This is a genomic window from Pareuzebyella sediminis (assembly GCF_008367235.1).
In the GTDB taxonomy this organism is placed as follows: domain Bacteria; phylum Bacteroidota; class Bacteroidia; order Flavobacteriales; family Flavobacteriaceae; genus Pareuzebyella; species Pareuzebyella sediminis.
Genome location: NZ_VTZS01000003.1, coordinates 398,885 through 421,594, shown reverse-complemented (window position 1 = coordinate 421,594; position 22,710 = coordinate 398,885). Strand labels below are relative to the sequence as shown.

Below are 22,710 nucleotides of genomic sequence, written 5' to 3'. Positions count from 1 at the left end.
TTGACACACTGTAAAACTGCAAATATTTCATCGATATAATCCTATTAAGTTTTGGGGATTCCCCCAATGTACCTTGTCTTGTTTATAAAAAAAGAGGCGAGATCTTGTAGAAACTTCAAACCGATTTCAAAGCGCTCAAACTATCTCTTTTTCGGAACACTGGCACACTTTTTCCGACCTTATTGTGCTGAAAACCTAGTTTGAGGTCGGTCGGGTTCTTAAATTACGGGTTTATTTTCTTCTTAATCATTTATAGGGCTCCGGCACCCTTATCAAAGTTTGCGGCACTGATTTTTTGTACATTTACTAGGTGCCCACTTGGCCTTCCATATGGAATGGAAATACTTAATTGGCTACATTATGAAGAACGCTATACTACTTATCTGCTCCTTCCTGCTGCTGTCAGTAGAAACTTTTTCACAAAAGAAATTGAATGTCGATTTCGACGCCCTTGACCGCTATTATGTTCAAATGGTCAAGGATTGGGACGTTCCCAGTGCTGTTATAGGAATCGTAAAGGATGGAGAATTGGTTTTTACCGGTAATTACGGGGTGTTGGAGGTTGGTAAAAACGAAAAACCCAACGCGCATACCTTGTATGCCATAGCCTCTAATTCAAAGGCATTTACCTCGGCCCTGATAGGTATGTTGGTACAGGAAGGAAAGTTAGATTGGAATGATAAGGTAAAAAAGTACCTGCCCTATTTCGCAATGTACGATTCTTGGGTAAGCGACCATATGACCATTAGGGATATTTTGAGTCATCGAAGTGGTTTGGGTACGTTCAGTGGAGATAATATTTGGTATAAAGCCGATTTCTCCACTAAGGAAATCGTCAAAAGAATTAAATATGTGCCCCAGGCTTATGAGTTTAGGGCCGGCTATGGGTATTCGAATCTTATGTACATTACCGCAGGAGAATTGATCGAATCCATCACAGGGAAAAGCTGGGCTGAAAATGTGAGGGAACGTATTCTGATTCCTCTTCAAATGGACCGAACGCTGACCTCCATCAAAAACCTTTCCCAGAAAGGGAATTATGCTTCGCCGCATATCCGAAGGAACGATAAAAATGAAGTTATTCCTTGGGTAAATTGGGATAATGTGGCTTCCACTGGAGGGCTGATATCAAGCGTCGAGGATCTTTCAAAATGGATGATTTTCAATTTGAATAATGGTATTCTTGAAGGAGACACCTTATTGACCACAAGCACTAGAAATATGGTATGGACCCCACATAATAATCACCTAATAGACCATACATCTTCAAATGATTTCAACAGACATTTCAGCGCTTACGGGTTAGGTTGGGGTCTGAGTGATTATCATTGTAGACTGAAAGTAGGGCATACAGGCGGATATGATGGTATGATTACCGCACTTACACTTATTCCAGACGAGAATCTCGGTGTGATAGTGTTGACCAATGGCCCAAATAGCCCGATAATGGCTGCCACCTATTATGCCATAGATACTTTTCTGGGAATTGAAACCAAAGATTGGTCGGCTGACCTGTTAAAAAGATATCATAAAGCCGCGCGAGAAGATACACGTGTCGCCGACCGTAGGGCTAAAAGAGCGCTTAATACGAATCCCATTATCTCCCCCCAAAATTTTATCGGGAAGTATATGTCGAATATGTGCGGAGAAATTGAAATAATTGAGGAAAAAGGTCAATTGCGTTTGACCTTTGAGCACTATCCATTACTATCCGCAACACTTACCCATTGGCATTATGACGTTTGGGAAATTCATTGGGATTTTCCGCAGGCATGGTTTGATTTTGGTACCATAAAAATTAATTCAGACAGTGATTTGAAGGTCACCGGTTTTGATTTTGATGTGCCCAATGACGATTTCTTTTTTGAGGAAATTAGGCCCTATAAGAGAGAATAGGATTTTATTGGAATACGAGGACACATTTGAGACGCTATGGCAGATAAGAACAATGTCTTTTGGCACATGACAGCGGTTACTTATGTGCTGGAATTCTAACAGCCTTGCTGAACCTTAACCTTCAAAATTGCGGTATTCAAAAGGTAGCTTGTGCAATCCGAAACGCCGTTATTGGTACAGGAAAGTAAAAATAAACCAGGGAAAGTTAGCCCGTATACATTCATTTTCTATTCGGGCCTACGGTCATTGCAATCTTGGCCGCCTTTGCAAATTAGGATTAAGTTTTGTAAAAGATAATTTTCAGTTAGATTTGAAAAACGAACGCCCTAAATGGAAGTTCAGGAAAAAATTGTCAACAAGCATCATGAAAAAACATCAATCACTCCATTTATACTTTCTCTGTTTTGTCCTATGTATATTGACTTCGTGTCAAAACGGTAAAAAATCGAAAGAGGCCGTAGCCGATAATGATACTAAAAAACCCAATATCGTTATTATTTATGCCGATGATTTAGGGTATGGCGAACTTGGAGCTTATGGGGCCACGGAACTTAAGACTCCAAATCTTGACAAGTTGGCCAATGGTGGGGTTCGGTTTATCAACGGTTATGCTTCATCGGCTACTTGTACCCCGAGTCGCTATGCCTTGCTTACAGGTGTTTATCCATGGCGTAATAAAAACGCAAAAATATTACCTGGCACGGCTCCATTGATTATCGATACGTCACAAATCACCATACCGAAAATCCTAAAGAATCAAGGATACTTCACGGGTATTGTGGGCAAATGGCATTTAGGCCTTGGTAACGGTAATGTAGATTGGAACCAAAAGATAACACCTGGCCCGAATGAGGTTGGCTTTGATTATAGTCATATACTGGCCGCTACGCAAGACCGAGTGCCGACAGTTTATATTGAGAATGGCCATGTGGTCAATTTAGATCCGGCGGACCCCATTCAGGTTGACTATAGCAATAATTTTCCAGGGGAACCTACAGGGAAAGACAATCCGGAGCTTTTGAAAATGAAATGGCACCACGGGCATAATAACAGTATTGTGAATGGTATTCCGAGAATAGGATTCATGAAAGGGGGCGAGGCGGCCAAATGGGTCGATGAAGATATGGCCGATTATTTTTTGAACGAAGCTCAAGAATATATTAGGCAACATAAGGACGAACCTTTTTTTCTTTACTATGCGTTACAACAACCTCATGTGCCGCGCACACCACATCCCAGGTTTGTAGGGTCTTCCGGAATGGGTCCGCGAGGCGATGTAATCGTAGAGGCAGATTGGTGTGTCGGAGAGTTCGTAAAAACATTGCAAAATGAGGGCATTTTGGAAAATACTTTGATTATTTTTTCGAGTGATAACGGGCCTGTTCTCAATGATGGTTATTACGACGATGCCGTTGAAAAATTGGGAGACCATAACCCGAAAGGGCCGCTTCGAGGTGGAAAATACAGTTTGTTCGATGCGGGCACAAGGGTTCCTTTCTTTGCATATTGGAAAGGTCAAATAGAACCCATGGTTTCGAACGCCCTGATATCACAGCTAGACCTGCTATCTTCTTTGGCTGAATTGGTCGGAAGTAGCGCAAGGGGCGATGACAGCCAGCCTCTGACCAACGTACTATTGGGGGAAAGTGAAAATGGCCGTGATGCGCTAGTACTCGAAGCCACTTCAAGAACAGCTTTCCGAAAAGGAAATTGGGTGCTCATACCCCCTTATAAGGGGCCTGCCTTATTAGAGTCGGTTAACATCGAAGTGGGAAATTCTGATCAATATCAGCTGTACGACCTTAGCAAAGATCTTGGTCAAACCAATAACCTGGCGAAAGAAAACCCAGAAAGGCTGCAAGAGCTGATTGAAGATTTTGAGGCCATCAGGGGTAAAGATTACGGAGGTATTGAGCAAATTGAGCTAAAATAATGCCATTCTATGGCACACAAAATTGCCGTATCTCGTCTTTGAGGCTTTTGAAGTGTTGCTCCAATCCTTCAAAATTTCTTTGGGTTATTAGATCTTTGTCAAATAAGGAACTTCCCATTCCGACACCGAAAGCACCGAACTCGAAAAAAGATTTGATATTGGCATGTGAAACCCCACCGGTCGGTACTACTTTAACCATATCCAAAGGAGCCATCACTTCTTTTATGAATTTAGGGCCAAGTTGTGTAGCGGGAAAAATTTTAACCGCAGAGGCCCCAAGGGACCATGCCTTATAAATTTCTGTAGGGGTATAAGCCCCTGGGAAAATAGGAATTTTGGCTTTTACGGCTTTTTTGATAACTTCTTCGTTCAAAATCGGGGTAACGATAAATTGAGCTCCTGAGGCAATGGCTTTGTCGAAATCACGGAGTGTACAAACGGTACCCGCACCGATATTTAAGTCAGGAAAAGATGACCGTAAATCCTCAATCATGCGCGTAACACCTTTAGTATTCATAGTTACCTCCAAGGTGTAAAAACCCGCATTGATGTAGGCTTGCGCCAACGGTTTGACGATTTCACTATCAAACCCTCTAATGATTCCTATTATTGGTGTTTTTTCATAGTTTTTCCATGAAAATTGAGCGTTATCCTGCATGCTGTCGTAGTATTTTTTTTTGGCCCCCAAGTAAGCCCATTAGTACATGTTCTTCATCGAATAACACCAATTTTTCAGGGGCTATAAGTGATTCAAGCGCCATTTTATATAAAGGATATACCGCCCTTGGAGCCGCCAGAAAGAGATGTTCCTGTAAGTTTTTTAAATAGCACAACTCGTCGCCTATGAGTAGGCCGCTCAAGAAATAATAATTCTCTGTTTTACTTCCATGTGCTACGACGTCTTTCGCACGTATCATGAGTAGGCTCGACGAGAGCTTGTTCTCAAAGCCCAGCGCTAACCCTTCTCTAAAGGCTCTTTCCTCTACTACACTCAAAGTGCAAAATTCGATAGAGTTCGCCAAAATACTTTTTTGGCTCAACACTTCGAAGAGTTCTCCGGTCATATAATTTCGCATGGTATGAAACTGACCATTTTTGTAGGTAAGATGTTTCGAATGGGTACCGGGCAAGATCAGGGTGCCCGGTCCATAAGCGTCCATATAATCGGTTAGTCCTATCGCTTGTACTTCTTCGCCCCGCATCATGCCTGTTTCGCTTTTTATTCCAGATATGAGCAACATCTGCTGCTTATCCCTAAGTTTTCGGATTTCCCAAGTAAGTGCAGTGCCCTCCGAATCAAAGGGCATAGATGAATAGTCGAGCTCGCAAAGTCCAATGCTTGAGGTACCCATACCCGATAAAACTACCATGTGATGTCTATGTGTTGGGGATAGGGAATTGAGCTGATCAAGAAGGTATGCCCTATAGAACTCTTTTTGGTTCAGCTCATTTTGGGACTTATACCTACTATAAACGGACTTGACGCCTTGATCCGTGGCGCGCTCCTCCATCACTTGCAATGACTGTGTATGCACAACACGCAACCGAAAGTTGGTGGTACCCCAATCGCAACTGATAAAATATGAAGGAAGCGTCATACCAATTTAAGGGCTTTAATATTTTTTAGTATTCTTTAGAAACAAAAATAGTATGTTACGGAACAATAAAGATTACTTAGTTTCATAGTTTACAATGTGGAATTAAACTACTTTTAAAAACGATACGTACATACTTTAATCCGTAGGATAATTGTAAAAATATGAAAACTTTTATTTGGAGATGGTGTTGTTTTTTGTGTCTTGTCTCCTGCACAGGAGACGGTGAAGATGGAAATATAGCTTCGCCTGAAGTGCCCGATCCTCCGATAACAAATGAAACGTCCGAACTAAAATGGCAATGGGTTACATCAAGTGATGGAAGTGAACTAATTGCACGGCACGAAGCGGCCTTCGTGGCTGTCGGCAGCAAGTTCTTCTTATTAGGGGGGCGGGGTGTGCGCTCGGTTAGTATATTCGATGTCGATACGGCCATTTGGTCCGAGGGGTCAAAGCCACCCATAGAAATACACCATTTTCAGCCCGTTGTTTACGATGATAAAATTTATATCATCGGGGGTATGACCGGCCCTTTTCCGAATGAAGTGCCTTTAGACAAAATTTACATATATGAACCGGCCACCGATACTTGGTCGGTTGGCGATGAAATTCCAGAGGAACGAAGGAGGGGCTCGACCGGTAATGTTCTTCACAATGGAAAAATTTATATATCATGTGGCATCAAGAACGGACATATTGGCGACCATAAAACGTGGCTTGACCGGTATGATCCTTTAACGGGCGAATGGGAGATTTTGTCGGATGCACCACGATCACGCGACCACTTTCAAGCCGTTTTGGCCGATGACAAAATAGTTCTAGCAGGTGGAAGAAATACAGGTAAGGTACCTGAAGATGTTTTTGCAGCGACGATTCCTGAAGTAGAGGTTTACGATATTGCGAGCGACACCTGGACCACCTTATCCAATGATATTCCAACGGAACGGGCAGGAACGGCAGCCCTCTTATTTGATGAAATGATTATAATCGCCGGAGGAGAATCTCCGGTGCAAGACAGGGCACATGATGAGGTAGAGGCGTTAGATTTGACCACTCAGCAGTGGAAAATACTTCCAAATCTTATGGAAGGCCGCCATGGTACTGGACTTGTTCTGTACGATGATGAACTTTATATTGCTTCGGGGAGTGGAAATCGAGGGGGGTCTCCCGAACTTTCCAGTATGGAAAAGTATGGAGAATAAGTTTAGGGAGCTTCTAATGTTCTTCAAAACAAAGGCAAAAACCAACTATTTTTAAGTCGGTAATCCAAGGGAGTATGAATCTAAAAGATGGTGTCAAAACCGCAGGTAATAAGGTGTCCTCCGAAACTCGAAAATTGAGCGAGTTTGTAAAGGACACGTCCAAATCTTTGGTCGATAGGTTAGAATCATACGAAGACATTATAAATTTTGAGGTGGGAGACACAGGGCTTACCAGGGCAAAGTCCTTAGAACGTGAATTTGATTTCCGTCAACTTTATATTAAATATGAAGGAGACAACCCAACGGGAACGCAAAAAGACCGCATCGCTTTTGCACAGGTCTATGATGCCCTTCGAAGAGAGTTTGACACGGTGTCCCTTGCGACCTGTGGAAATTATGGGGTAGCGGTGGCCTTGGCGTCCCAATTGGCTGGTATGCATTGCAGAATATATATTCCGGAAACGTATCATACCGATCGAATAGTTGAGATGGAAGTGTTGGAAGCCCATATTATCCGGCTACCCGGTAGTTATGAAGATGTAGTCATTGCAAGTAGTGCCTTGGCGAAAAAAAATGATTGGTACGATGCCAATCCTGGCGGGGCGAATACCCCGTTGCAAATTACCGCCTATTCCCAAATTGCCTCGGAGATATACGAGGATCTCGGGGATGCTCCAAAATATTGTGCCATTCCTGTTTCTAATGGTACTTTGCTCGCAGGAGTGTATAGGGGTTTCGTAAGTTTGTACAAAAGAGGAAAGACATCACGTATTCCCAAGATGATAGGGGCATCTTCTTCCCGAAAAAATCCTATAGTACAGTCTTTTATATTGGGCCTCGATCATTGTAAAGACCTAGACCCTAACCATATTAAGGAGACCAAGTACAATGAACCGTTGATCAACTGGCATAGTTTCGATGGTGAAGAAGCTCTGTTCGCGCTTAGGGAATCGGAGGGGGAGGCCTTTAATATTAGTGATAAAAAGTTAAAAGAGATGACCGCACTGTTGGTAAAAAAAGAAGGATTTCGAATTCTTCCGGCGGCTACGGCAGGCCTCATCGCACTTTTGGAACTTGACGAAAAATTGAATTTTGAACCGGACAGATTTGTTGCGGTTTTAACGGCAAAGAATTAATAGTAAAATGAAAAAATCAATTGATGGAAAGGCACTGGTCTACTGCGAGGGTGCTTTTAATACACCCAACGGTAAAACGGCCCATGGCTTGGTACGCTTTACGGAACGTTACGACATCGTCGGGGTGTTAGATAAAAAATATGCCGGGCAAGATGCGGGCAAGGTTCTAGATGGAATACCTAACGGCATTCCTGTTTTTGACGATTTCGAAAGGGCCTGCGAAAGCCTTGAAAAATCGGGTAACCTGCCCCAATCGTTAGTAATTGGGCTGGCTCCGGACGGTGGGCGTCTGCCCGAGATAGCAAAGGCCACTATAAAAAAGGCATTGAAAATGGGCTTGAACGTAGATAGCGGTCTTCATGATTTTTTGACCAATGATTCCGAACTAATGCAAGTTGCACGCGAAAACAATTGCCGTATTCGGGATATCCGGAAAACACCGGATCGCGATAAACTTCACTTTTTTACAGGGGAAATTGAAAAGGTCGATTGTCTAAAGCTTGCGGTCTTGGGAACGGATTCTGCACTAGGTAAGCGTACTACAGCGTGGTTGCTTGTACATGGCTTTAGGGATAAAGGATTTACGGCGGAAATGATAGGTACAGGACAGACCGCTTGGATGCAGGGGGCCAAGTATAGTATGATCATGGATAGTTGTATCAATGATTTTGTGTCAGGTGAAATTGAACATGCCGTGGTAGGAGCCTATAAGAATGAGCATCCGGACGTTATCGTTATCGAGGGGCAAGGCAGTCTCATGAACCCGGCCTATCCTGGGGGTTTTGAGATTCTTGCAGCCGGAAGACCTGATTACGTGATCCTGCAGCATGCCCCTAAACGCCTCGAATATGATGGTTTCCCTGGTTATAGATTGCATTCCTTGAAAGAACAGATTACGGCCATAGAGGTGATATCCGGGAAGCAGGTGATCGCCATAACCATCAATCATGAAAACATGGAAGATGAGGAAATTCTTGAATCGTGCAAGCAGATCACCTTGGAGACGAAATTACCTGCATTTGATGTGCTAAAATATGGAGCCGATGATTTAGTCGCGGTTTTGAAGGAGAAAATCAAATGAAGATACATCACATCGCCTATGAACGTCTTGATTTGAAATTGTCAAACCCTTACTCAATCGCCTACGAAACTATTGATGATACGGTCAATTTCATTCTTAAGGTTGAGACAGACACGCACTATGTAGGTTATGGGTGTGCAGCGCCCGATAATATAGTAACGGGAGAGGACCCGAAAGACGTCGCACGCGCCCTTGAAGATATCATTATACCCTATCTAAAGGGCAAAGACCCTTTCACCTATGCCCATATCCTTAAAGAACTAAAATTGGCCCTGGGCAAAAAATCATCTGCACTGAATATGGTCGATATGGTTTTGCATGACCTTATTTCGAAAAAGGCCGATGTACCGCTCTATAAGTTTTTAGGAGGCCATCGTAAAAGTATACCTACGAGTATTACGATAGGCATACTTTCGGTGGAAGATACCTTGCGACAAGCCAAAGAATTTTGGAATCAAGGATTTACCATTTTAAAGATAAAGGGCGGCAATGACTTGCGAGAAGATATTGAAAAAATGGAACGGTTGCATGAGGTATTACCGGAAGCAACCTTAAGATTTGATGGCAATCAAGGGTATTCGGTCGCAGATTCTGTGGCATTTGTGAAAGCGACTGGGCGAATAGGCATCGAGATTTTTGAACAGCCCACCAAATTGGAGAAGGAAGAGCGGCTCGGGGAGGTAACCGATCAAGTGGATGTTCCGGTCATGGCCGACGAAAGTATAAAAACTTTGACAGATGTTTTCCGTCTGGCCCAAAACGAGCGGGTCGATATGGTAAATATCAAACTTATGAAAGTTGGGGGCATCTTTGAGGGGATGCATATTAATTCAGTAGCCAAGTCGGCCGGAATCGAATCTATGGTGGGCTGTAACGATGAATGCGCATTGGGCATTTCTGCCGGACTTCATTTTGCGCTTTCTCGACCCAATATAAAATACGCCGATTTAGATGGTCATTTAGATATCATCGACGATCCGTTTCAGGGCCTTTTTAAACTAAAAGGTGGGGTATTGTATCCGACAGAAGCCCCTGGACTGGGAAAGATTGATTTTTGATTTCTTGTATGCAAAGTCTGTTGCTATCCTTTGTCCTACATGGATTTCAAGGTTTACTTTTCACCTTCTTCTTGAATAGAGACGTCCCGTCGGAAGGGTATAAATAATGGGTCGACATCTTGGGTTTCACCAACAACGGCTTCGATTTCCCTCTTTAAGTAATTCAAGTGTGCAATGGTCAGTCTATCTGTCATTACGGGGAGGGTTCTTTTTATCTTTCCCTGCAACGTTAACAAATTGTCAAGGGCCAGCGATCGAACGTCCGTATTCGAGGTAAACCCCTCTGAAAGCTTGGCCAAGATGCCTTCGACCAAACCTTCTGCTTCATCGGGTTTGTAAAGGGTAATAAGGTTAGCTACATATGATTTTTGAAGCTTTCGGCGATAGGCCGTGGTTTGATAAAAAACGTTCATATCTCCCCAGACCAATTGGCTGAGATCGTCCATATATTCCTCCGGCATATAGGGGTCCTCATCTTCATATCGTTCGGCAATGAAAGTCATTCGACTCAACCTGCTGCCACCTAGTAGGTTCAGCATGACACTTTCCATGGTCTTGGTGACCGACTCCTTGGATTGGGGAGACTGTATCGCATTTAATATTTCGTTTCGCAGAAGCCATTTGGGTTCTTTAAAGATGTAGTTGTTCAAGAACAGCAAAGCCTGCTTTTGACGCTGTTTGTCAACGGGGCGGTATACCTCGCCTTCTTCGCCCATGGTTTTTGGGGTTACATAGATGCCCCCTATATTTTTAGCCACGTGGAATATGTAATCGCTATACTGCCCCACTAAACCTTTATACACGTCATCAAGGTTGTCATAATCATCGCTGTTTCGATGTCGCGTCCATTTTTTCAGGAAGGGGGCTATGCGTTGTAGATTCAAGATACCATACATGCTGGCTTCCATGGCATCGTCTCCCAAATCTTCGGTCTGTGACCTCGGATCAAAATCGCGTCCTTCACCACCAAACCAAAGCCTTGAATTAGCGGCTATGCTATCGACTACCATTTCGCTTAGAAACTCTTTCTCTTCGACCAAGGTCATTTCCTTAGGGTATTTTGCATATCCCCATTGTATGGCCCATTTATCATAGTCTCCGATGCGGGGCATCAAATACTTTGTAGGAATACTATCTTCAGGTTGGGCTACATAGTTGAATCTGGCATAGTCCATTATAGAGCTTGTGTGTCCATTCTTTTTGAGCCATTCGGCGTCGCGTAGTTTCTCTACCGGTGTTGCTGAACTGGCTCCCATATTGTGGCGAAGCCCCAAAGTGTGACCTACTTCATGCGAGGCCACGAAACGGATGAGGTTACCCATGAGTTCGGTGTCATATACCATCTTTCGGGCTCGTTCATCGACGGCCCCTGCCTGTACCAAATACCAATTGTGTAAAAGACTCATTAAATTGTGGTACCAACCGATATGGCTTTCGAGTATTTCACCACTCCGGGGATCCACAATGTTCGGACCATAGGCATTCTTAAATGGCGAAGCAAAATAGCGAAGCACTGAAAACCTCGAGTCTTCTAAACTCATCAGTTTATTATTTTCTGGCCACTCCTTTCCGATAATGGCATTTTTGAAACCCGCCTGTTCGAATGCGATTTGCCAGTCGTTAATGCCTTGTATCAAATAAGGCCTCCATTTCTTCGGAGTTGCCGGATCGATATAATAGACTATGGGTTTCTCTGGTTCGACCAATTCACCGTTTTTCCATTTCTCGTAGTCTTCGGGCCTTGGCTCTAAACGCCATCTGTGTATATAGGTGTTTCTATCAACTTTTTGTTGGTCGTCGCCGTATTCAAGATACGAACTGGCAAAAAAACCGACACGTTTGTCGTAGAGCCTCTTACGCATCGGAACTTTCGGCAAGAGGATGAAGGAATTGTTTATTTCTAAAGTAACCACCCCGGCAAGTATGGCTGCCGGCAGCTCTTTGCGCTTATCGCTACCTGATTTGGCCTTGTACGTCTTTACCGTTTTGATTTCGGTGTTGATCGGAAACGAATTGATTTCCTTAATATATGACTTATCCTTTTCCAAAGAAAGCAACTTATAGTCATCCTTTTGCTCAGGCCCGAGTGCTAATAAGGGATTTTCTCCATTGATGAAATTGGTAACTTCGATCAAATAAGAATTTTTTTTATCGTTCACCGCCCTGATATCAAAAGCCTCTAGGATAGGCGTAATATTAGAATTGTTGACCGCCTTCGAAATGGCGTCATCTTCATTGGCCGCACTGACCAGGGTAGAAATACGTAAAAAAAGATTGTTTGACGGCCCTTTTTCAAAAATGACGGTATTTTCCGATATTTTCTCGCCTCCGTAATTTATGGCCCCCGAAGGCGTCTTTATGAAACGGGTCACGACCAACATTTCACGGTTCAATAAGCTATCAGGTATTTCAAAATAATATTTTTCCCCGACCTTATGGATATCGAAGAGTCCTCTTTTCGTTAGGGCTTCGTCGGTGATAATTCGATCATAGGTTTTAGAACTATTGATCTCATGACTTTCAGCTTTTCCCTTTTTAGCCGACTTACCGGCAAGACCTATGGTGCCACAAGAGCCAGTTATTAGCAACAATCCTAAAATTATGAAATAACGCGTCATCTATTTTTTACTTCTTTTAACTCAATATTTCACCCCATCTCCTCTGCACACAAGTAGACATGGCAATGGTAATCAAAGAATCGGTTTTCTGGATGAATGCCCCCACCACTTATATACGTAGCGAACGCTTTAAATTACGGTTTAGTATAATGTAGGCAAGGCCTAGGTTGCTTTTAACAGAATATTTTCAATACTAAAGAATGTTTTTAACAATTGCTATTATGATATACGTACAAAACCCTCTTTTCGGTCAAGACCTACTCAGCAAGATACAATTCTGATCGATGGAAGTCAATATATACCTAATTAATGATAGCGGCCAGACCCTCATAGATGGTCATTGGTCAAAGGAAAATCACTTCTCAACATGCGTATTACATTGATAAGTGAACGAATATTGTGGTAATTTACCTTCCAAATATGGGCCTTGGCATCTTTTTTTGCTGAGGGGTCGGTGTCTAGCCCTTCGTGGTACCAGCCTTTATAAGTGTGGTCTATCATGTAGGTGTCAAGATACTCCCATTGCTTTCTGAAGAGGCTATCATATCTCATTTCTTCTGGATAAAGCTGTGCCATAAGCAAAAGGGAATTCAACGCCTCTGCCTCCGTCCACCATACCTTACTCTTGTTTACTATGTTCCTTTCATTAGCACTCCAATAATACCCGCCATCATAAAAACCTCCAACCTGATGATCCCAACCCCATTCAAGGGAATGGTCTATCATTTTTTTAGCTTTTCTTAAGGTGATTGAATCGTTAGGCACCCCCAACACATGTGATGCCTCTAATAAGAGAAAGGCGGTTTCAACATCATGGCCGAACGATACATGGTCTAGATAAAAATGTGAAGACCTGTATGTCTCGGAAGAATCCCTAAGCGAGACTGGGGTCCAATCTCTTTCCAAATGCAAGGTCAAATAGCCTTTATCCGTGGTAATTGTGTCTCGGATTAGCACCAATAGTTCTTCTAAACGTGTTTTCACCAAATCTGAAGGCCATACGTCATAGAGTGCGGTAAGGCTTTCCAAAAGGTGAATGGAAGAATTTTGGTCTTTCCAGTTTTTGCGAATAAAGTTCTCATAGTTTTTACTATTATCGGTTACGTCGAGCATCCAAGATCCATCTTGTTGAAGCACGTCGAAGTAGCCGCCATACACCGAATCATGGGCATGCTCCTCTAGCCAATCAAAGGTTTTTTTAGCCAAATGTAATGCCGCTGAATCCTTCGAAACCTTGTAATAGGTGGCTAGCCCATAAATGGCGAAGGAATTGCCATAGGCACTTTTGCCTTTAGAAAGTATGCGCAACGAGTCACCTTCGATACCAAGTAAAGTAAAAAACCCTCCATTATCCTCGTCCCACATGTGGTTTCTAAGAAATTGAACCCCGTGTGATGCTATTTTCTCATATTTTTCGCTCTTGTAAAATGAAGCAAGGGTCGCGGCCGTCCAAATATGTCTTGCCTGGCTGACCAACATTTTTTGCTGCTTGCCCTCTTTTTCCCATTTGTAACTGAAATCGGACCAAAACCCCCCGTGAACGGTATCGATGGCTTTAGGATACCAAATGTCAACGAGATCTTGTAGGGAGGCTTCAATGGGATGAAGTAATGGGTCGGTTTTTTCAGTTCTTGGGACCTCTTTTTCGTTACAGCTACAAAGGCTTGCCAAAAAAATGTAAATTCCGAATCTAAAAAGGGAAACGAAGTGAAATGAAAGCCTCATGAGCAAGGACCTATCCGTTTTTATAAAACTACGTATTATTTTTGAAGTGGACGGCTTTCTTATTTAATCAGGATCATAACGGCACCCAAAGCCGTCAAAACCAATATCATTTTACGATAGAAATCTTCCCGGATCAGTTTTACCAACCGAAAACCTACGAATATACCGATAATGATACCCGGTATAAGTTTCAAATCAAAAAGCAGAGTCTCTATGGTAACGGTTTCCCATACAAAGATGTGAAAAGGCATTTTTAGAAGGTTGATGATCAGAAAGAGCCAAGCCGCAGTGCCAATGAACTCGTTTTTAGGCACGCGCATGGCTAAAAAATAGATGTTGCTAAAGGCACCTCCTAGGTTGCCGATCATTGTGGTAATGCCCGCAATAGTACCTACCAGTCCTGCAAAGGCCCAATGGGTAGGTACATTTTTTGATTTTCTCCGATCCCACCAGTACATCATGACCACGCTTACCAAGATAATGATGGCCATGGCTATTTTAAAGATAAATTCATTAAGGTCATTTCCAATAAAGACCCCAATCAAGATACCCACTATTATCCATGGCAGAAAACGTGCGATATACCACCAGTTGGCGTGCCTGTTGTAATAGATTACAGCAAAAATATCACCTACCACTAATAAAGGAACTACAATACCGGTAGAAGCCTTGGCGTCAAATGCAAGGGCCATCAAGGTAACGTTAACGATTGCTATGCCTTTAATACCGGCCTTGGAGAGGCCAATGACCAAAGCGGCGGTAAAGGCCAAGGCCCAAGCGGTCATGGAAATGTCAAAAGTCGTTGCCAAATGCAAGAGAGTTGTGTGTTGAGAGAATGTAAAAGTATCCTAAAAAATAATATCTTTACCCAATAACCGCAAACCAATACTTTCTTATGGAACTTTCTACCCTTGACTATGGCTTCATCATTGTATTTTTTTCGATAGTCCTGGGTATTGGGATTTATGTGTCCAAAAAATCCGGTAAGGATTCTTCCGAATTTTTCCTTTCGGGCCGAACAATGCCTTGGTGGTTGTTGGGTCTTTCAATGGTAGCTACAACTTTCTCTACCGACACCCCAAACCTTGTAACCGATATAGTACGGACCAACGGGGTTTCTGGTAACTGGGTGTGGTGGGCATTTTTGATTACGGGCTTATTGACGGTTTTTGTGTATGCCAAACTTTGGCGCCGTTCTAATGTCAATACGGATCTTGAATTCTATGAGATGCGCTACGGAGGTAAACCAGCGAGCTTTTTAAGAAAGTTCAGGGCGGTTTACCTAGGAGCTTTGTTCAATATTATCACCATGGCTTCCGTAACTTTGGCCGCGATTAAAATTGGGGGCATCATGTTGGATTTGGAGCCTTGGGAAACTGTGGTTGGCGCAGGCCTTATAACCGTTACTTTTAGTGCCTTGGGAGGTTTTAAAGGGGTGGTTTATACCGATTTCTTATTGTTTTTCGTCGCTATGTCGGGGGCCATTGGTGCGGCCTATTATTTAGTAAATATTCCAGAGGTTGGTGGTATCGATGCTTTAATGGCCCATGATATCGTTAAAACCAAGTTGGATATTCTTCCTGATTTCAGCAGTAAAAATGCCCTTATCATGCTTTTTATTATCCCGTTGGCCGTACAGTGGTGGAGTTCGTGGTATCCTGGTGCCGAACCAGGCGGGGGCGGATACATTGCCCAGCGTATGTTGGCCTCTAAGAACGAGAATCATGCCATCGGGGCGACCTTCTTTTTTAATATCATGCATTATGCCCTGCGTCCTTGGCCATGGATCTTGGTAGCTTTGGCTTCTCTTGTGGTATTCCCCGATGTGGCAAGCATTCAAGAAGCTTTCCCGAATATAGCAGAGAGTAAATTAGGTCAAGATTTGGCTTATTCTGCCATGTTGACGAAATTGCCCAGTGGTCTCTTAGGTGTCGTATTGGCATCTTTGATTGCGGCTTATATGAGTACGATTTCTACCCAATTGAACTGGGGGTCTTCCTATATCGTATTCGATTTCTACAAGCAACAGATTAATCCGAAGGCTACTGAAAAGCAAATGGTTGCAGTGGGACGGATTTCGACGATTCTTTTAATGGTTTTAAGTGCGATTTTAGCATTGGCTTTGGAGAATGCACTCCAAATATTCGAGATTCTGCTCACATTCGGGGCAGGAACGGGACTAATATTTATTTTACGCTGGTTTTGGTGGCGAATCAATGCATGGAGCGAGATTGCCGCCATGTTTGCCTCCGGTGTTATTTCCATTGTACTCAAGACGACATCTTTGGGACCCTTCCTCTTTGCAGAGGGCACAGGCGTTTTTCCCGATTGGAGTGAATATTTGTTCGTGGTATTGATCACCACTGTAATTTGGCTGGCCGCAACCTACCTGACACAGCCAGAGTCGAAAGAAACGCTTCGTTCTTTTTACAAGAAGATACAGCCCGGTGGTCCAGGATGGGCCAAAGTGGTCAATGAGGCAAATGCCGATGGCGTTCAGATCGCAAATAATGAAAAATGGAGCGTTCCCCAAGGAATCACGGCCATGTTACTGGGTTGTGTGCTTATTTATTCCATCATGTTCTCTACAGGCTATTGGATTTATGGTAGAACGACGCAAGCCTTAATTTTAACCATTATAGCGGCCGTATCTGCATTTTTGCTCATAAAAGCTTGGAATAGAATGAAAGGCAACCTTCTCTAACATAGTTGTCTGCCAAAACGGTTGTTGCCGTCTACATAAAATTAAGACTAAAAATACCATGATCAGGTTTATGACGTTATGATGTAACCAAATCGTAACCAAAAACGTTCCTGCTTCATGAGATGTGCTGCTGTTTTCCTAATTTTTGTATTCTGTAATTTTTCTACAATATCTGCTCAGGAAAACCAAGCTGTGGCCTCTTATTGGCAACAACTATTCAATAATCAGAGGGAAGATGCTATTAGTGAGTTTGAGGTTCAAAAAAAGAATAGTCTATCCGACCTGTTGACACATGAAGTCCTAAAGGTTGAAAACGGAGTGTTCTCCAACCCCGAAGGATTTATCAATACGATCAGCAGCTATCCTGATTTCGAATATTATCTCTATGCCCTATGGAACCAAAGTTTCTTTTTTAACACCTACCTCACAAGTGGTTTTAATGGCAAAAGCTCAAAGAATATTGAAGACATTGACTTAGACCGGATCAAAAACACCACTGTTAAGGAATCTTTGCGCTATTTAAAGTCGGTCGTTGCCCAGCATCATGGAGATTGGAACCGTTATTTTGAGTTAAATGCTGAAGTGCCATCGATTAAGGCATGGCAGTACTGTGGAAGTTTCGAAAATCTTAACGGTAGTGGTCTGGCCACCGAATACGGACCGGAGAAAAATCCCATTTCGAAATCCGATTTCAATGCCAACAGCAACGGTTTTATCAACTGGTATACTCCTAAGGGTAGAAATAAAGAGGCCTATCAATATTATTCAAACCATTCAGAATATGGGGGAAGCGTCAACTATGCACAAACCTTCGTACATAACAAGGTCAAAAGGAAGGCCGTACTGCGTCTAGGAAGTTCATCCCTGCTTAAAGTTTGGGTCAACGACATTTTGGTTTTTGAAAACAACAACGATGGTATTACCGATTTAGATGCCTATAGTGTTGAGATTAATCTTCCTCAGGGAAACAATCGCCTGTTGGTTAAAAGTGCCGATAAAACCGGGCTGGCCTATTTTATCGTGCGATTGACCGATAGGGCAGGTCTTCCCTTAGCGGATTTGCAGTATACCGAGCGCTATTCCGAATACCGAAATAGTTCCTTGGCCGAACTGTCACCTAAAATTTTGACCCATCCTGTAGAATCCTTTTTTCTCAGAAAAATCGACGAAGAGCCCAATAATTTTTTCAATACGTTCTGTCTTTTGAATACATATCTGAGAAACTCAAAATACACTCAGGCAAAGGCACTATTACAACCTTTTCTGAAGAAGTACCCCAACAGTTCATTTTTGAGAAAGTATCTTATTGAATGTTACACCAAAGAAAAAGATTTTACTTCAGCCCAAGAACTTCAAAAGAATATTGAACAAGATGACAAACGTTATTTTCTTTCTTATGTCTATCGTCTTCAAGATACACAAAAGCTTTTTAAACTGCCGGTGTCTGAGTTCGAGAAATTCGTGCATGAGTTTTCGGAATCGACCGATATGGATATTATGAAGACCTCCGCACAATTGTTGCTGCATTTGAGAAAGGAAGATAAAACTGCCGTAAATCGCGACTTACATAGAATTATTAGCGAACATGGAGATCAGTTGAACATACTGAAAATATATTTGAATCTGTTCTCTACTTACCTTAACGAAGATGAAAAGGCCATTGCGGTACTGGAAGACATCAATACCCGCTATTTCGATTATGGAGCCCTTAAGTCATTGGCTAATTTTTATGACAAGCAAGGTAAGAAAGACAAGGTTCTCGCTTTATTCGAAGACTCCTATGCCCAGATACCTTACGATAATATTCTTTTATCAGATTATATAAGCTACTTGCATCACTATAAAAAATACCAAGAATCATTACCCTACCTCGAGAGATTTTTGGAGAATTACCCGTATTCTGCAGTAGGTATGGAATATAGAGGGACTGCTCTGGAGCAATTAAAAGAAAAAAAAGAAGCCTTGAAATGGTTTCGTAAATCACTGAAACACAACGGTTCGAACGTAGTGTTACGCAAAAAAATCGATGACCTTTCGAACGAGAGCGACTATTTTGAAGCAATGGCCACTCCCGACATGTACAGTTTCATCGTTTCGAACCGGGGAAAGGACATCCCGAACCACTATGGCTATAATTATTTGCTGGAAGAAAATCTTCTACAATTGTATCCCGAGGGAGGGGGTAAGACGCGTACGCGATATGTTGTAGAAATTACATCGGATGGTGGAATCGAATCATTAAAAGAGGTCAACTTGGGATTAAATGGTAATTATCATATTTCTAAATCAGAAATCGTTAAACCCGATAAGAAAATAGTGCCAGCTTCGAGAAGTGGGTCGAATGTGGTTTTCAATGGCCTTGAAATAGGAGATGTCATTCATATTGACTATGAGACCAACTTTACCAACAGTGGAAGGTTTTACAAAGACCATGTTGATTATTTTCAATTTGACTCTTATCATCCTACTGCCAAGAATAGGCTACAGGTGCTAGTACCCAAAGAAACCCCATTTCATTTTGCGGTTTTGAACGGAACGATTGATCATAAAGAAACCGAAAAGGGAGATTATGTACTTCACAAATGGGAGACGGTAGGTAACCAAGGAATGTCTCCACAGGAAAACTATATGCCCAGCTTGAGCGATGTGGCGAAATACGTGCATATTAGCACTATTGAGTCATGGGACGACATTGCCAAATGGTATTCCGATCTGGTTCGCCCACAAATGCTCGTCAATTCCGATGTTAATGAAGCCTATAAGGCGATATTTCCGAACGGTGCTTCCGGGTATTCCGAAGAGGAGAAGGCTTCCCGTATTTATTACTATATCATGGAGAACTTCAGCTACAGCCACGTCGGTTTTCGTCAAAGCGGTTACGTTCCTCAGAAACCTTCGACAACGATTAAATCAAGGCTAGGTGATTGTAAGGATTTTTCGACCTTGTATGTAACCTTGACCCACATGGCAGGGCTTAAATCTCATTTGGTTTTGGTGCTTACATCCGATTATGGTGAGCGGTCTATGGTGCTGCCAAATCAAGATTTCAATCACTGCATCGCCAAAGTGTTCATAAACGGAAGAGCCCAATATCTTGAACTAACGGATAATAATATGCCCTACAGAGCTTTACCTACTTCGCTTGAGAGCGCTACAGCCCTGGATATACCCAATCAGTGGGTCGGCGATGTTAAAAAGGGCGTTTACAAATTGTCCGATATCGAGCGTACACCAACGGTATTGGAAAGCCATATGAGCTATATCTTGGGTGAAAATCAACATCGATTACAGATCGAATCGATTCTAAGAGGGAGTATTAATACGCATTATGCGAGTATTTTAAAGGAAAGAAATTATGAGGTCATTAAAAAGAAACTCACAGAGGATTTCCAAGGCAGAATTACCGAAGATTTCACCTTAGATAGTATTCATGGCATTGAATACGATCTTCGATCTCCTGTTATCAAGTATATTTCCGACCTCACGATAAACGAGCATATCGATAAGATTGGAAATATGAACGTTTTACGAATTCCCGCCGTGAACAATGCATACAATAATGCGATTATAGCTGACGATGACCGTACCTATCCAATCGACTACCTTCTATATGAAAATACGGATATCTATAGGTCTAGTTATGTGATTAAACTTAGAAATAATCAACATTTTGTGGAGGTTCCTGAAAGCGCCGATTATAGTTTTAAGGAACATCGATTCCATATTGAATATGTACTCTCCGAAGCCAACGAGTTACATGTCAAAATTGAAGCACATACTTCAAAGGAACGAATTGCGCCAGAGGAATACAGGGCGTTTAAACAGTATGTGAAATCTGTACTTGATGCAAAGCAGCAACTTATCGGGTTCAAAAGGGTGGAGGGTTCCGATGAAGTACTATCCGGCAGGAAGTAGGTTGCATTCTTATATGGTTAAAGCGTATATTTGGCTCGTAGATGAGCTCTGGCGCTATGGTGGAGATTGCCTAGGGATTGATTAAAGATGCCATTTACTTTTCTGACCATCCATTAAATATGACCCTATGAAAGACCGTATTCTTTCCGTTGATATTTTCAGGGGAATGACTATTGTATTGATGATACTCGTAAATACTCCGGGTACTTGGAGTGCTATTTATTCTCCGTTACGCCATGCCGAATGGCATGGCTACACCCCTACGGATTTGGTGTTCCCGTTCTTTCTTTTTATTGTAGGAACTTCGATAGTATTTGCCTATCAAAATAAGACTATCAATACCGCAACCTACAGAAAGATTACCGTCAGAGCGTTGAAGCTTATCGGTCTAGGTCTTTTTTTAGGGGCTTTCACCTTGTCATTTCCCTTTTTTAAGGATTTTGAAGAAATACGTTTTCCAGGGGTGCTACAACGTATCGGGGTTGTCTTCTTTTTTGCTTCCCTACTTTTTATTCATTTAAATTGGAAAACATTGATCGGGGTCGCCGTTTTTTTATTGGTGGGCTATTGGCTAGTAATGAACTTTGTGCCTGTAAACGGCGTGGCTTCTACCCTCGATAGGGCACCGAATAACCTTGCTAACTATCTAGATGTCCATATTTTTGGAACCCATAATTATAAGGAAGATTACGATCCCGAAGGCTTTCTTAGTACGTTTCCCGCAATCGCTACTTCGTTACTAGGTATTTTCACTGGGCTTATCCTCACTTCGAAACAGCCAAAAAAGGCAACCATCATTATGGGCCTTGGCGGCACTTTTCTTATTTTGGGATATTTCTGGGATCTGGTATTCCCTATAAACAAAGCATTGTGGACTAGTAGTTTTGTTTTGGTCACGGCTGGATGGGCCAATCTTATCCTGGCGCTTATCTATTATTTGACCGATGTCGCCGGCATCAAGTTCGGCGCTATCTTTAGGTATGCCGGGGCCAACGCCATTATTCTCTACTTTTTGTCGAGTTTTATGAGTAAGATTTTAGGTAGGATAAAGGTCAATGAAGATACCTCCTTACATGGTTGGTTGTTCCAAACCTTCTATGTACACGATTTCATATCCCTACAATTGTCCTCCTTACTCTATGGCCTATCCGTCGTCGCCTTCTACTGCATTTTGGCGTACGTATTGTATCAACGTAAGATTTTTATAAAAGTTTAGACTTGATATAGGGCATGCTACTATTCCTTCAACGGTAGGTGAGAGGAAAAAAGTTTAGCTACATATTTGCCGATAACATCAAACTCTAGGTTTACCACGGTACCTTTCTTATATCCATTGAATCTCGTGTGTTCATAGGTATAGGGTATTATGGCGACACTAAAGGCAGAAGTCGCCGAGTCGACTACGGTCAAACTGGTGCCGTCAATGGTTATCGAACCTTTTTCAATGGTAGGATTTCCCTTGAAACCATCGTACTCGAAAGAAAACACCCAACTCCCATCTCTTTCTTCTATATCGGTGCAAACCCCTGTCTGGTCTACATGGCCTTGTACAATATGACCATCTAATCTTGCCCCGAGAATCATGGCCCTTTCAAGGTTCACCTTTTCACCGATCTTCAACATACCAAGATTTGTTTTCTTCAAAGTCTCTTCTATTGCCGTAACTATATAGGCATTGTCGTTTAAACCTACGACCGTCAAACAAACTCCATTATGAGCAATGCTTTGGTCAATTTTGAGTTCATGGGTCAGGGTAGATTGTATGGTGATTTGTAGATTTTCACCCTCTTTTTTCAAGTCTTGCACTTCGCCCAAAGTTTCGATAATACCCGTAAACATGTTCCGTT

Annotated in this window: 15 protein-coding genes; 9 read left to right on the top strand and 6 right to left on the bottom strand. The window is 42.4% G+C overall.

Annotated elements, in window-relative coordinates:
• The first annotated feature begins 360 nt into the window (after window positions 1-360).
• Together F2B13_RS12445 and F2B13_RS12440 are read left to right on the top strand one after the other, a co-directional pair.
• On the top strand, window positions 361-1,896 hold the full coding sequence (locus F2B13_RS12445; RefSeq protein WP_149273531.1) for a serine hydrolase: 1,536 nt from the start codon (window positions 361-363) through the stop codon (window positions 1,894-1,896).
• Window positions 1,897-2,260: 364 nt separating this feature from the next.
• Window positions 2,261-3,829 (top strand): sulfatase family protein, encoded by a 1,569-nt coding sequence (locus tag F2B13_RS12440; RefSeq protein ID WP_149273529.1) that lies wholly within the window; start codon window positions 2,261-2,263, stop codon window positions 3,827-3,829.
• A 7-nt stretch (window positions 3,830-3,836) separates the two neighbouring features.
• Here the strand turns inward: F2B13_RS12440 and F2B13_RS12435 are convergent, their stop codons facing one another.
• Complete coding sequence (locus tag F2B13_RS12435) at window positions 3,837-4,487, bottom strand: bifunctional 4-hydroxy-2-oxoglutarate aldolase/2-dehydro-3-deoxy-phosphogluconate aldolase (RefSeq protein WP_149273527.1); 651 nt, start codon at window positions 4,485-4,487, stop codon at window positions 3,837-3,839.
• Window positions 4,477-5,427 (bottom strand): 2-dehydro-3-deoxygalactonokinase, encoded by a 951-nt coding sequence (locus F2B13_RS12430; RefSeq protein WP_149273526.1) that lies wholly within the window; start codon window positions 5,425-5,427, stop codon window positions 4,477-4,479. Before F2B13_RS12430 ends, F2B13_RS12435 begins: the two co-directional genes overlap by 11 nt.
• Before the next feature lie 161 nt (window positions 5,428-5,588).
• Between F2B13_RS12430 and F2B13_RS12425 the strand changes: the two genes are divergently transcribed.
• The 4 genes from F2B13_RS12425 (at window position 5,589) to F2B13_RS12410 (ending at window position 9,901) form a co-directional block, all read left to right on the top strand.
• Window positions 5,589-6,626 carry a Kelch repeat-containing protein gene (locus F2B13_RS12425; RefSeq protein ID WP_149273525.1) on the top strand — a complete coding sequence of 346 codons (1,038 nt, stop codon included), beginning with the start codon at window positions 5,589-5,591 and terminating at the stop codon, window positions 6,624-6,626.
• 74 nt (window positions 6,627-6,700) lie between these two features.
• Window positions 6,701-7,762, top strand: coding sequence for a pyridoxal-phosphate dependent enzyme (locus tag F2B13_RS12420; protein ID WP_149273524.1), 1,062 nt, complete (start codon window positions 6,701-6,703; stop codon window positions 7,760-7,762).
• Window positions 7,763-7,769: 7 nt separating this feature from the next.
• Window positions 7,770-8,843, top strand: coding sequence for a DUF1611 domain-containing protein (locus F2B13_RS12415; RefSeq protein WP_149304342.1), 1,074 nt, complete (start codon window positions 7,770-7,772; stop codon window positions 8,841-8,843).
• A complete protein-coding gene (locus F2B13_RS12410) occupies window positions 8,840-9,901 on the top strand; it encodes a mandelate racemase/muconate lactonizing enzyme family protein (RefSeq protein ID WP_149273522.1) in 1,062 nt (353 codons plus the stop codon). Before F2B13_RS12415 ends, F2B13_RS12410 begins: the two co-directional genes overlap by 4 nt.
• Window positions 9,902-9,954: 53 nt before the next feature.
• On the opposite strand, the gene F2B13_RS12405 is transcribed toward F2B13_RS12410, so the two are convergent.
• The 3 genes from F2B13_RS12405 to F2B13_RS12395 all read right to left on the bottom strand — a co-directional run bounded on the left by F2B13_RS12405 (window position 9,955) and on the right by F2B13_RS12395 (window position 15,059).
• Window positions 9,955-12,519, bottom strand: coding sequence for a zinc-dependent metalloprotease (locus tag F2B13_RS12405; RefSeq protein ID WP_149304341.1), 2,565 nt, complete (start codon window positions 12,517-12,519; stop codon window positions 9,955-9,957).
• Window positions 12,520-12,846: 327 nt separating this feature from the next.
• Window positions 12,847-14,244, bottom strand: coding sequence for an AGE family epimerase/isomerase (locus F2B13_RS12400; RefSeq protein WP_149304340.1), 1,398 nt, complete (start codon window positions 14,242-14,244; stop codon window positions 12,847-12,849).
• A 59-nt stretch (window positions 14,245-14,303) separates the two neighbouring features.
• Window positions 14,304-15,059: a sulfite exporter TauE/SafE family protein gene (locus F2B13_RS12395; protein WP_232622880.1), complete on the bottom strand. Its 756-nt coding sequence runs from the start codon at window positions 15,057-15,059 to the stop codon at window positions 14,304-14,306.
• Between the two features lie 80 nt (window positions 15,060-15,139).
• Here F2B13_RS12395 and F2B13_RS12390 point away from each other — a divergent pair, with 80 nt between their 5' ends.
• From F2B13_RS12390 to F2B13_RS12380, 3 genes are all read left to right on the top strand, one after another.
• Window positions 15,140-16,948 carry a sodium:solute symporter family protein gene (locus F2B13_RS12390; RefSeq protein WP_149304339.1) on the top strand — a complete coding sequence of 603 codons (1,809 nt, stop codon included), beginning with the start codon at window positions 15,140-15,142 and terminating at the stop codon, window positions 16,946-16,948.
• A gap of 117 nt (window positions 16,949-17,065) precedes the next feature.
• Window positions 17,066-20,863, top strand: coding sequence for a transglutaminase domain-containing protein (locus F2B13_RS12385; protein ID WP_149304338.1), 3,798 nt, complete (start codon window positions 17,066-17,068; stop codon window positions 20,861-20,863).
• Between the two features lie 127 nt (window positions 20,864-20,990).
• Window positions 20,991-22,079 carry an acyltransferase family protein gene (locus tag F2B13_RS12380; RefSeq protein WP_149273517.1) on the top strand — a complete coding sequence of 363 codons (1,089 nt, stop codon included), beginning with the start codon at window positions 20,991-20,993 and terminating at the stop codon, window positions 22,077-22,079.
• A 20-nt stretch (window positions 22,080-22,099) separates the two neighbouring features.
• Here the strand turns inward: F2B13_RS12380 and F2B13_RS12375 are convergent, their stop codons facing one another.
• Window positions 22,100-22,702, bottom strand: coding sequence for a riboflavin synthase (locus F2B13_RS12375; protein WP_149273515.1), 603 nt, complete (start codon window positions 22,700-22,702; stop codon window positions 22,100-22,102).
• Between the last annotated feature and the right edge of the window lie 8 nt (window positions 22,703-22,710).